The sequence below is a fragment of the Weissella sp. LMG 11983 genome (assembly GCF_025908495.1).
Classification (GTDB): domain Bacteria; phylum Bacillota; class Bacilli; order Lactobacillales; family Lactobacillaceae; genus Weissella; species Weissella fermenti.
Genome location: NZ_JAOZFD010000001.1, coordinates 409,032 through 420,630, shown reverse-complemented (window position 1 = coordinate 420,630; position 11,599 = coordinate 409,032). Strand labels below are relative to the sequence as shown.

Genomic DNA, 11,599 nt, shown 5'->3' with positions numbered 1-11,599 from the left:
GATGCCGTACAGAATTTGCAAACAGTATTAGATGATTCAAAGGCAACAGCTGATCAAATTAAAGCGGCTACTAAGTTACTCCAAGATGCTGTGGACGATGCGAATACACAACGTAATGCGGCAAACAGCAATGCAGTATCTGCGATTAATGCAGCCAATGCATCAAACCAGGCTGATGAACCAGAAGTTCAAGCAGCTGTACAAAAGTTGCAAGATTTGATTGATCAAGCGGCCGGTGATTCTGCAGATGCGTTGACGCAGGATATTATTGATGCAACAAAGGCATTGCAAGATGTGGTTAATGCTGCAGCGACTTCACAAGAAGACGCGCGTCAAGCTGCTGAAACTGCGTTGGGTGATACTGCGCCAGTTTCAAACGAAGCGGCTACGTCAGCAGCGATTACAGACTTGAACACTGTTTTGAATGATCCTGCGGCTACAGTCACAGCGATTAAGGAAGCAATACAAGAACTGCTTAATGCAACTGCTACTGATAAGGCAGCGCGTAGTGATGCCAATAAGCAAGCTAACACGGCAATTAAATATGCTCAGGCCTCTAATCAAGCGGGTGAACCTGAGGTGATTATTGCCTTGCAAAAGCTAAAGGATGATCAAGCATTTGCAGCCAACGATTTGTCGACGGCGCTCACGCAAACGATTTTGGATGATATCCAAGCGTTAAAGCAGGCTGAGCAGACTGCTTTACAAAATCAAACTAACGCTCGTGCCCGTGCAGAGGAAGCAATGACAAATACGTCTGCTGTAACTAACGAATTTACCGTGCAAACTGCGTTGGATATTTTAAAGCAGGTTTTGAACGATCCAAGTTCTACGGTTGCAGAAATTGATAATGCAACGCAAGCACTTGCTGATGCAACAAACACGGCCAAGTCAGATCGTGATGCAGCTAATCAGAAGGCGGATACAGCAATTTCAAAGGCGCAGAACTCAAATCAAGGTGCGGAACAAACTGTTCAGGATGCAATTCGCGCTCTGCAAGAAATTCAGGAAGAGGCAGCGAATGACTCTGCAGATGCCTTGACTGCCGATATTCAACAAAAGATAGCGGAATTGCAAACAGCAGTGACAGCAGCAGCTAAGACCCAAGAAGAAGCACGTAACGCAGCCGACGATGCCAAGCAACAAACAGCGCCTGTAACCAATGAGCCAGCTGTACAAACAGCATTGGACGAGTTGAACGAGGTGTTGAATAATCCGGCATCAACGGCAGATGCAATTAAGCAAGCCACACAACAGTTACTGAATGCCACTGAAGATACTTTGGAAAATCGTGATGCAGCTAAGACGGATGCACAAAATGCGATTACTAACGCGTTAGGATCAGATCAGTCAGCTGAACCTGCTATCCAAGCGGCCATTAAGAATTTGCAAGATGTTATCAAGAACGCAAATGCTGATTCGCCTGATGCGTTGACAGAAGATATTAAAGCTGCCCAAAAGGCGTTGGAAGATGCGATGTCGGGTGCTGACACCAAGCAACAAGCAGCTCGTGATGCGGCGCAAGACTTGATTGGCAAGACGGCGCCAGTTTCAAACGAGGTAGCAACGGCTCAAGCCCGTAACGCATTAGAGTCTGTATTAGCTAATACATTGGCAACAGCAAACGATATTGAAGAAGCTACCCAGACTTTACAGGAAGCATTAGCAGCTGATAATGAAAAGCGTGATAGTGCAACAACGACTGGTAATCAGGTAATTGAAACAACTAATGCGGGAGCAACATCTAATGAGCCACTGGTGCAAAAGGCATTGGCTGAATTGCAAAATGTTATTGATGAAGCAGCAATGGATACATCAAACGCGCTGACTAAGGATATTCAAGCCGCAATTGATGCCTTAAACGCCGCTAACGATACAGCGAAAGTTAATCAAGCAACTGCTCGAGAGGCAGCAGACAGTGCTATCTCACAAACAGCGCCGGTATCAAACGAATCAGCAGTGAAGGAAGCGCAAGACAAACTACAGAGCTTGCTCAATGATCCTACATCAACGGCTAAGGATATTGAGCAAGCAACAAAGACACTGATTACAGCAACTACAACAGCTAAGAGCTTGCGTGATGACGCCAATGATACGGCTGAAACAACAATTGACGGTGTACAAAATGATGATGTTGCTAATGAACCTAGTGTTCAAGCCGCAACTGACCGTTTGCGTGATGTCATGAATGAGGCAGCTGCTAATAACGAGAATGATTTGACGGTCGATATTCAACGAGCAACTGATGACCTGAAGACTGCCATTACTGCCGCTAACACAAGTCGTCAAACAGCGGTTGATGCAGCCGAAACATTACTTCAACAAACAGCACCATTATCAAATGAATCGGCAGTTAGTCAAGCGGCAGATATGCTTAATGATTTGTTGAATGCTCTCAAGGATGATGAAGTTTCAAATGATCCAACAACCGCCGAACTTGAAGCGGCTACCAAGGACTTACAGGACGCACTGCAAGCAGAGGGTCAGAAGCGTACAACAGCTAATAACGCAGCTGAAACAGCGATTGACCAAGCCAAGCAGGCAAAGGTCGTGGGTGATTTGGCCGTACAAGATGCGCTAAAACACTTACAAGACGTGATGAATAATGCGGCTAATGATAATCCAGAGGCCTTGACGGCGGACATTGAGTCAGCCACAAAGGCATTACAGGATGCCGTCAGTGTAGCTGAGTCTGATCGTGATGAAGCAGTACAGGACGCCAATGACTTAATTGCGAAGACCACACCTGTTTCAAACGAGTCAAACGTAGCAGAGGCCTTGCAAAACTTGCAGGATGCGTTGAATGGTGCAACAACTGGTGACGAGATTCGAGAGGCCGAAGCTAAGTTGCAAGATGCCTTGGATACGGCAAACGCAGCCCGTACGACAGCAAATGACGCTGCCGATAAAGCCATCTCCGACGCTAACAACTCGCAAGTTGTGAATGATTCCGCTGTGCAGGATGCATTGAAGCACCTGCAAGAGGTAATGGGGGATGCGGCAAACGATGATCCAAAGGCCTTGACGGCGGACATTGAAGCAGCTATCAAGGCTTTGCAAGATGCGGTAACGGCAACAACGAGTGACCGTGATTCAGCAGTAACGGATGCGAATAACTTAATTAGTAAGACGGCACCCGTTTCGAATGAACCAGGTGTGGCAACAGCATTGCAAGCACTACGTGATGCAGTGAAGACTGGTACAGCGGCTGAAATCCGAGAGGCAACTGCCAAGTTGCAGGATGCCTTGGATGCGGCAAACGCAGCTCGTAACACATCCAATGACGCTGGCAAGCAAGCAATCACTGATGCGAACGCTTCAGCGGTCGCCAATGATCCATCGGTCGCAGAGGCCACGCAACACTTGCAGGATGTGATGACTAATGCAGCTAATGATGATCCAAAGGCCTTGACGGCGGACATCGAAGCAGCTATCAGTGCTTTGCAAGATGCGGTAACGGCAACAACGAGTGACCGTGATTTAGCAGTAACGGATGCTAATAACCTAATTAGTAAGACGGCACCCGTTTCGAATGAACCAGGTGTGGCAACCGCGTTGCAAGCACTACGTGATGCAGTGAATACTGGTACAGGGGCTGAAATCCGAGAGGCAACTGCCAAGTTGCAGGATGCTTTGGATGCGGCAAACACAGCTCGTAACACAGCTAATGATGCTGGCAAGCAAGCAATCACTGATCCGAACGCTTCAGCGGTCGCCACTGATCCAGCGGTCGCAGCGGCCATGCAACACTTGCAAGATGTGATGACTAATGCAGCTAATGATGATCCGAAGGCCTTGACGGCGGACATCGAAGCGGCTATCAAGGCTTTGCAAGATGCGGTAACAGCAGCAACGAGTGACCGTGATTTAGCAGTAACGGATGCTAATAACCTAATTAGTAAGACGGCACCTGTTTCGAATGAACCAGGTGTGGCAACAGCAATGCAAGCACTACGTGATGCAGTGAATACTGGTACAGCGGCTGAAATCCGAGAGGCAACAGCTAAGTTGCAGGATGCCGTGGATGCGACAACCGCAGCCCGTAACACAGCAAATGACGCTGGGAAGCAAGCAATCACTGATGCGAACGCTTCAGCGATCACCACTGATCCAGCGGTTATAGCAGCTATACGACACTTGCAAGATGTGATGACTAATGCAGCTAATGATAATCCAAAGGCATTGACGGCGGACATCGAAGCAGCTATCAAAGCTTTGCAAGATGCGGTAACTAATGCGAAAAACCAAGGAAGTGGGGAGCAACCAACGGATAACACACCAGGTGAAACTGAACCAGGAACACCTGAACCGGGTGCAACCTTGCCAGATCCAGGTACGCCTGTACCGGACCCTGGACAAACGCCTGAGACTGTCGATGTTATGCCATCGGTTCCCGATTCTGATGCGCCAATTCAACTCATTGAAAATAGTCAGCCGCAGATTGTAGCAAGTGCATTTGGACCAGGTTCGGTTCAATTACCATATACAGCGGCTGACGGCCAACGTCAGAACTGGCACATGGTATCGCTGGGAATCTACTTGTTCTCAACAATGTTCTTGCTTGGGGCTACTAAGCGCCGAAAGAATGAAGATAAAAACTAGCGGATAGTCTAATAGAAAAGGAGTGAACACACTGTACGGGATACAGCGTGTTCACTCCTTTTTGGTTGAAAAACGGCCAGTACAGAATGTGTACTGGCCGACTCTCATCTCAATATGCAATTAACCCATCATGACTTGGAACAATGTGATAAAGACACCAAGGAATGACAGAATCAACATCAAAATGACAAATCCTTGGATAACTTTTTGCATAGTAGACTTTTGCTTCTTCTTTGCCATGAAGTAATCCTCTTTTTCTTAATTATATCTATTGTACCAAGATTTTAGTTCAAATGTCACAGACGTTTAAATTCACGGTATAATATAATGATTGAAGAACGAAAAGGGGAAACAACGATATGCTTACAACGCTTGACTGGCCATTAACGGTTGCCTTAGCATTTGCGACATGGATTGCTTTGATTTTGTTTCATCGCTTGTTTCGCCGTTTGACTTGGCCAAAGTGGATGCGCCCGATTGACTTAGCGACTTTAGTTGCTTGGTGGGCTATTGAGGTCATTAGTTTCCAAGTGTGGCATCTATCTTTGTTACCACCGATTTTGTTTATGTTTGTTCTATGGGGCATTGGCTTGGCACTGTACCAAGGCTTTGTCCGTCAAACATTTGCGATGAAGACATTTTGGTTGATGTGGTGGCGCATTGTTGGACTAGGTAGTTTTGTAGCGTTGATTGGCTTGACCGTCTTCGCGTTCATTTTAACGAAATAGAGAGAAAAATAATTATGGAAAAGATTGATGGATACGTTAAGACTTGGAATGCTGACAAGGGATTTGGTTTTATTGAGTTGAAGGGTGAAGACGACGTGTTCGTTCACTTCTCAGCGATTGAAACACCACATGTTCGCGACTTAGAAGTCGGTGAACCAGTAAAGTTGGTCGTTGTACAAGGTGTACGTGGCCCACAAGCAGCAGCAGTTGAAGTTTGGAGCTCTGAGGAGAACTAACATGGCGGATGAATTTGAAGCAAAGTTTCGTGAAGAAGTCGTTTCAGAAGAAGAAGTTTATAATGGTCACATTATTCGAGTAGTTAATCAGACGGTTACGTTGCCTGATGGCCGTGAGTCTAAGCGCGAAGTGGTACATCACAGTGGTGCGATTGCAGTGCTTGCTTTGACAGATGACGATAAGATGATTTTGGAGCGTCAATGGCGTGCACCAGTTCAAAAGGTCACAACAGAAGTGCCGGCTGGCAAGGTGGATGGTCGTGATCATAATCCATTGGATACAGTTAACCGCGAGCTAAATGAAGAAACTCGTTTGACGGCTGGTAAAATTGAAAAGATTGCGGGCTTCTACACGTCGATTGGCTTTGCGGATGAATTCATGACGTTGTATTTAGCAACCCATTTAAAGCCAGTGACTGATGAATTGCCACAAGATGACGACGAGCAAATCGATTTGCTTTATGTTGATTTTGATGAAGCAACGCGATTGTTTGAAGCTGGTGAATTAGACGATGGTAAGACAGCAATGGCGTACCTTTACTGGAAGACGCTGCGTTTGGCAGGTAAAGCATAATGTTTGGATTCAAGCGTAAACGACAGGAAGAGACTCTGCCAGATGAAGATTATAGCTTTGCTGGTGAATTTGAAACCCCAGAGAACACGCAGGAACGCCTAAGCCGATTGCGCGGCGAGACTGAGCCAACCAACACACCACTTACGCGTGAAGAACACCGTTTGAGCGGTAAGGGTCGCTACGAATTAGATCCAGTAACTCGTCGTTTGACGGAAGCAGGTAAGACAGCGCGTTTGAAGCGTCGCTTAAACATCACGATGTTAGTTTTGGTCGTGTTAATTGTGGTGACATACCTGGTGTTGTTCCTACTATAGTATAGAAGTAAAAGTTGAAAGTGAGATTTTGAGAGATATGCGTTACGGTATTATTAATGCAATGGCCGAAGAAAAGGCAGCCCTAGTGGCAGCGATGACTGATGAGAAGCAATCAACTATCGCTGGTAAGTTGTTCCATCACGGTAAGATTGGCAACGTTGATGTCGTTGTTGTGGAGTCTGGTATTGGTAAGGTTGCATCAGCTTTGACGACGACTTTGTTGATTACCAACTTTGCAGTCGATGCAGTGATTAACTCAGGTTCTGCTGGTGCTTTGGGTGCGGATTTGCGTATCGGTGACGTTGTTGTTGCTAGCGAATTGGCTTACTCAGATGCAGACGCACGTGCCTTTGGTTACGATTATGGTCAAGTACCACAACAACCAGCTCGTTTTGTAACTGACGCAACGCTTTCAGCTGGTTTGGCTGAAGCTTATGGGGATGTCACAGATGTACGTTTGGTTCGCGGTTTGATTGTGACGAGCGATTTATTTATTTCAGGTGATGAGCAAAAGCAAAACATCTTGACGCACTTCCCAGAAGCCCAATCAGCTGAAATGGAGGGTGCCTCAATTGCCCAAGTAGCACACTACTTCGACGTACCATTTGCCGTTGTTCGTGCGATTTCAGACAATGCTAACGGTGAAGCTGGCCCAACGTTCGATGAGTTTATCATCGAAGCAGGTAAGCAATCAGCACAAGTGTTGATCGACTTCTTTAACAAGCAATAATGCAAGTTTCCTACTATAATATAGTCAGCAACAGGGAACAATAAAATTAACTTACAAAAAGTACACCTTTTTATTTCCCATTTAAATTTACTTCTGGTATTCTAATTACATTCAATAAGAGAATCACATAAACGAAGGAGCATCCGAATATGACTATCCGTGGAATTCACCACTTGACGACGATTACGTCAGATTCACCAAAAATTTTTGATTTCTTCTCAGGTGTTATGGGTCTTCACTTGATCAAGAAGACTGTTAACCAAGACGACGTACGTACGTACCACTTGTACTTTACTGATGACATGGGATCAGCTGGAACGGTTTTGACGTTCTTCGACTTCCCAGGTATCAACAAGGCCATCCACGGTACTGACGAAATTACGCGTACGGCTTTCCGTATCCCATCAGATGCATCATTCGATTACTGGATGAAGCGTTTTGACGAATACGGTGTTAAGCACGATGCTGAAACTCACGAAGAGTTCGGTGTTAAGTACTTGGACTTCGAAGACTTCGACGGACAATTGTACGCCTTGGAGTCAAACGAGAAGAACACGGGTACTTGGGCTGAAGGTACGCCATGGCAATACTCATCAGTTGAGCCAGAGCACGCTATCCTAGGTTTGGGTGCACAATTGTTGACAATCAACAACGAGAACGCAATGCACATGGTTTTGACGTCTGTATTGGGTGCTAAGGAAGTTGCTCGCGACGGCGATGACGTTTTGTACGAATTCGACAACGCTGGTTTCGGTGGTCAAGTTCACACGCGTTTGGTACGTTTGTTGCCACGGGGTTTGCAAGGTTACGGAAACGCTCACCACTTCGCTTTGGCAGTTGATGATGAAACGGCTTTGAACTTCTGGATCAACCGTTTGCGTCAATTGGGATTCCAAGACTCAGGCTTCGTGGATCGATTCTACTTCAAGTCAGAGTACTTCCGTCCAACACCAGGAATCTTGTTCGAAATCGCTACGAACGGACCAGGATTCTTGCAAGACGAGACGTACGAAGAGGCTGGACACCACTTGGAGTTGCCACCATTCTTGGAGAACATGCGTGATGAAATCGAAGCTGGTTTGATTCCATTTAACTCAGCTGAAGATGATTTGCCATCACCAGAAGTGTTCAAGAAGAACGTTTCTGATAACGCAGAAAACTAATTAATATGATTGAAGCAGGACGTAAGCAGCGCTTATGACCTGCTTCTTTTGTATCTGGACACTATTGCTTGTTAAAAGTTAGCGCTTACAGGTATAATGGAGACACAATTTGAACGGAGAATAGGACGATGGCCAAGAAAAAGTATAAGAACAACATTCGACACGCCTATGTATCAGGTGATCCTGATCTAGCACCATTGCTATTGCTACACGGTACTGGTGGAGATGAAACAGATTTGCTTGAAATTGCCGAATTTATGGCACCTGAAAACCCAAAGATTTCTATTCGTGGTCGTGTTAGTGAAAACGGCATGAATCGTTACTTTGAGCGCTACGAGGAAGGCGAGTTCAATCTCGAATCACTTCACGCAGAAACGGATTGGTTGGTTGATGCAGTTCATGAGCTATCTAAGCGCTACGAATTGCACGAAGAAGCCATGATTATGATGGGATTCTCAAATGGGGCGAACGTCGGGGCACACGCGATGATGGCTCGAGAAGACACGCCATGGAAGACAGCATTGTTGTTCCACGCGATGTCAGTTGAACGCTTGGGTGATGATATTCAAGATTTGACGGATTCACGTGTGTTTGCAACGTTCGGTGAGTTTGACCCAATCATTTCTGAGACAAACTTTGATATGTTGACTGAAGACTTGCGTAAGGGTGGGGCATTGTTGTCTACGTTTGCGACGAAGACGTCACACACAATGTCACAACCTGAAATGCAAGCTGCAAAGCTTTGGTTGGATGCCAACGACTTGTTGGACGTGGATGACGAGCCTGAGTGGCCAGCGTCATTAATGTACGGTGCGGACGAACATGACCACGGCCACGATCACGGCCATGATCATGGTCACGACCACCATCATCATGAGGAAGACGACCATGAGTGGCACTATCCTGACGGTCAACCAGCCGACGATGAAGATGTAGTGGAAAAGTTGCCCGAAGACTAGTAAACTTATTCACATAAGAACTAGTTAAGAGGAGATGTCACAATGGCATTTGAAACAACAGTAAAAGTACCTGGGGATTTAGTAACTTACCACTTTAATCCGCAACTAAAGAAGTATGCGTTGGGTGACACTGGCTTTGTGACTAACAACGCCGGTGCGTTCGTTATGCAACGTTCACTCGAGCCTGCTAAGGGCCTTGCCAACGCAATTAAGCTAAAGGTCGTTGTGAACAAGGACTTGACGGGGATGAAAATTAAGACGGTTAACCCAAATGGGGCAGCAACGGTTAATATTTTTGCCCGTAAAGACAACGAAGAAATGGTTGAGTTGTACCATTTCTACTTGAATGAGCTAGTTGATCGTGAAATTTTGACGGTTGACTAGGTTTGATAAGCGAAAAAGAGCATTCCGGTGCTATAGTCCCCTAGAGGTTGACGGAAGAAATAATATAAATTTCTTCCGTCAACTTCTAGGGGATTTTTCTATGCTTGAATTTACAATTCAAGTGCAACACTAAGCTAAATAAAAACTGACTCATAATGAACCAGCGTAAAATGTAGTTTGTCTAGAACATACAGAACGCGAGGAAACATTATGAGTCATTATCATCAGCTTACCGCATTTGATCGCGGACGTATAGAAGTTTTACTCAGAGAAGGGTTGTCAATGCGTAGCATTGCAAAAGAAATTGGTAGAAGCGCTTCGACAATCTCTCGTGAGATTGCCCGCTGTGTTGGCTCAACTTATGAAGCTGAGGATGCCGATCAAAAGCACATGCTTGCTCGAACGAAGTCGCATAAACACCGAAAGTTAGATAACACTGAACTGCGAGAACTAGTTATATATGGAATTAATCAAAAACATTGGTCGCCTGAACAGATAGCTGGTCGACTAAAGATATCAAAAGGTCATACGATTATTAGCGCAAATACAATCTACCGAGCGATTTATAGAGATAACTTGGGCCAGCCGGTGAAAAGTCACAAAGCTCGGGGCATTGCTCGTGCGCTTCGGCATAGAGGAAAAACTCGACATACTAAAGGTCATGTCGAGCGTCGAGGTAAGATTAGAATTCCAAATACGATTGACGAGCGACCTGCAGAAGCAGGTTGTCGCTCTCGAATTGGAGATTGGGAACTGGACACTGTTATTGGCCGTAAAGGCGGTCAAGTATTGGTCACAATGGTTGATAGGAAGACCAGAATATTACTTTCAAAACGAGCGGCATCAAAGAAAACCGTCGATGTTATGAGAATCATAGGTTCAATGCTAGATTCCCTTCCAACTAGTCAGATACAGACTTTAACTCCAGACCGCGGAAATGAATTCAGTGCGCAAGATGAGATAACAAAGAAATTCGATGTCCAGTTTTACTTTCCTGATCCCCACGCTCCATGGCAACGTGGGACCAACGAAAATACAAATGGGCTAATCCGTGAGTACGTCCCTAAAGGGACTGCAATCGAAGATTATTCAGACGAATACATTGAACAAATGGTTGAGCAAATTAATAGCCGACCTCGAAAGCTTTTCGGCTGGAGATCGGCTAAAGAATATTATTTATCTCAAGTGTTCCGGTTGAATTGACAATTCACCTGTCTAGATCAAAATATTCACCTAAAGAGAAATTGAAGATGATTGAATTGTATCAAAAGTCTTCTTTATCTATGAGAGCCTTCGCTTTATCGAATAATGTCGGGCTGAATGCATTGCATAACTGGTTGCGGTTATACGCTAATTTCGGTATGGAGGGGCTTAGCGAATCACAAGATAATCAAAAATATTCTAAGGAATTTAAGCGTAAAGTTGTGCAAGCTTACTTGTCTGGTGAAGGAACATTACGAGAATTGACACGACGATTCAAACTACGTAGTGATAGTCAAATATCTGATTGGGTTTCAAAGTATAATGGGAATCAAGAACTGCGTTCTTCAGGCGCAGGTACAAGGAGAGTTACCATGGCATCACGCAAGACAACATTCGAAGAGCGAGTTGAAATCGCAACATACGCAATCGAACACGACCGCAACTTCACCCATAGTTCAGAGGAGTTTAAAGTAAGCTACCAACAAGTCCGCTCATGGGTATTGAAGGTTGAAGCTGGTGGATTCGAAGCGTTGCGTGATGGCCGTGGTCGAAAGAAGACAGCAGACGAGTTATCAGAAATGGATAAGCTCGTTCTTGAGAATAAGCGTCTAAAGGCTGAGTTAAAGGCCCAACAGATGAAGTTAGACCTAGCAAAAAAATTACAAGAGATTCTAAGCAAAGGCAGGTAACTGTAAACCGGGTCGCT

Annotated in this window: 12 protein-coding genes; 11 read left to right on the top strand and 1 reads right to left on the bottom strand. The window is 45.3% G+C overall.

Features of this window, described 5'->3' with window-relative positions; genetic code table 11:
* The first annotated feature begins 15 nt into the window (after nt 1-15).
* Complete coding sequence (locus tag OIT45_RS02240; RefSeq protein ID WP_264339810.1) at nt 16-4,602, top strand: hypothetical protein; 4,587 nt, start codon at nt 16-18, stop codon at nt 4,600-4,602.
* A gap of 120 nt (nt 4,603-4,722) precedes the next feature.
* Here OIT45_RS02240 and OIT45_RS02235 read toward each other — a convergent pair whose 3' ends face one another.
* Nucleotides 4,723-4,842, bottom strand: coding sequence for a DUF4044 domain-containing protein (locus OIT45_RS02235; protein WP_082619137.1), 120 nt, complete (start codon nt 4,840-4,842; stop codon nt 4,723-4,725).
* A 119-nt stretch (nt 4,843-4,961) separates the two neighbouring features.
* Here OIT45_RS02235 and OIT45_RS02230 point away from each other — a divergent pair, with 119 nt between their 5' ends.
* From OIT45_RS02230 to OIT45_RS02185, 10 genes are all read left to right on the top strand, one after another.
* Nucleotides 4,962-5,330 (top strand): DUF3397 family protein, encoded by a 369-nt coding sequence (locus tag OIT45_RS02230; protein ID WP_199404504.1) that lies wholly within the window; start codon nt 4,962-4,964, stop codon nt 5,328-5,330.
* Nucleotides 5,331-5,353: 23 nt separating this feature from the next.
* Entirely contained in the window at nt 5,354-5,566 is a 213-nt protein-coding gene (locus OIT45_RS02225; protein WP_346780854.1) for a cold-shock protein, read from the top strand.
* A 1-nt stretch (nt 5,567) separates the two neighbouring features.
* Nucleotides 5,568-6,140: an NUDIX hydrolase gene (locus tag OIT45_RS02220; RefSeq protein WP_199404503.1), complete on the top strand. Its 573-nt coding sequence runs from the start codon at nt 5,568-5,570 to the stop codon at nt 6,138-6,140.
* The gene (locus OIT45_RS02215) at nt 6,140-6,454 is read left to right on the top strand and encodes a hypothetical protein (protein ID WP_199404502.1); all 315 of its coding nucleotides are present in this window, start codon (nt 6,140-6,142) and stop codon (nt 6,452-6,454) included. Before OIT45_RS02220 ends, OIT45_RS02215 begins: the two co-directional genes overlap by 1 nt.
* A gap of 37 nt (nt 6,455-6,491) precedes the next feature.
* Nucleotides 6,492-7,184, top strand: a complete 693-nt coding sequence (locus OIT45_RS02210; RefSeq protein ID WP_264339809.1) for a 5'-methylthioadenosine/adenosylhomocysteine nucleosidase — start codon at nt 6,492-6,494, stop codon at nt 7,182-7,184.
* A 149-nt stretch (nt 7,185-7,333) separates the two neighbouring features.
* A complete protein-coding gene (locus OIT45_RS02205) occupies nt 7,334-8,347 on the top strand; it encodes a VOC family protein (protein ID WP_003608155.1) in 1,014 nt (337 codons plus the stop codon).
* A 128-nt stretch (nt 8,348-8,475) separates the two neighbouring features.
* Entirely contained in the window at nt 8,476-9,306 is an 831-nt protein-coding gene (locus tag OIT45_RS02200; RefSeq protein ID WP_199404500.1) for an alpha/beta hydrolase, read from the top strand.
* A gap of 42 nt (nt 9,307-9,348) precedes the next feature.
* Nucleotides 9,349-9,690 carry a DUF1831 domain-containing protein gene (locus OIT45_RS02195; RefSeq protein WP_264339808.1) on the top strand — a complete coding sequence of 114 codons (342 nt, stop codon included), beginning with the start codon at nt 9,349-9,351 and terminating at the stop codon, nt 9,688-9,690.
* A 210-nt stretch (nt 9,691-9,900) separates the two neighbouring features.
* Nucleotides 9,901-10,893: an IS30 family transposase gene (locus OIT45_RS02190; protein WP_264329956.1), complete on the top strand. Its 993-nt coding sequence runs from the start codon at nt 9,901-9,903 to the stop codon at nt 10,891-10,893.
* 47 nt (nt 10,894-10,940) lie between these two features.
* On the top strand, nt 10,941-11,582 hold the full coding sequence (locus OIT45_RS02185) for a transposase (protein WP_264339807.1): 642 nt from the start codon (nt 10,941-10,943) through the stop codon (nt 11,580-11,582).
* Nucleotides 11,583-11,599 lie beyond the last annotated feature (17 nt).

Bases quoted from the DNA above. Each gene is read 5' to 3' on its own strand.
- OIT45_RS02185 (WP_264339807.1), top strand. From the start codon at position 10,941: ATGATTGAATTGTATCAAAAGTCTTCTTTATCTATGAGAGCCTTCGCT.
- OIT45_RS02195 (WP_264339808.1), top strand. From the start codon at position 9,349: ATGGCATTTGAAACAACAGTAAAAGTACCTGGGGATTTAGTAACTTAC.
- OIT45_RS02200 (WP_199404500.1), top strand. From the start codon at position 8,476: ATGGCCAAGAAAAAGTATAAGAACAACATTCGACACGCCTATGTATCA.
- OIT45_RS02220 (WP_199404503.1), top strand. From the start codon at position 5,568: ATGGCGGATGAATTTGAAGCAAAGTTTCGTGAAGAAGTCGTTTCAGAA.
- OIT45_RS02230 (WP_199404504.1), top strand. From the start codon at position 4,962: ATGCTTACAACGCTTGACTGGCCATTAACGGTTGCCTTAGCATTTGCG.
- OIT45_RS02210 (WP_264339809.1), top strand. From the start codon at position 6,492: ATGCGTTACGGTATTATTAATGCAATGGCCGAAGAAAAGGCAGCCCTA.
- OIT45_RS02205 (WP_003608155.1), top strand. From the start codon at position 7,334: ATGACTATCCGTGGAATTCACCACTTGACGACGATTACGTCAGATTCA.
- OIT45_RS02190 (WP_264329956.1), top strand. From the start codon at position 9,901: ATGAGTCATTATCATCAGCTTACCGCATTTGATCGCGGACGTATAGAA.
- OIT45_RS02215 (WP_199404502.1), top strand. From the start codon at position 6,140: ATGTTTGGATTCAAGCGTAAACGACAGGAAGAGACTCTGCCAGATGAA.
- OIT45_RS02235 (WP_082619137.1), bottom strand. From the start codon at position 4,842: ATGGCAAAGAAGAAGCAAAAGTCTACTATGCAAAAAGTTATCCAAGGA.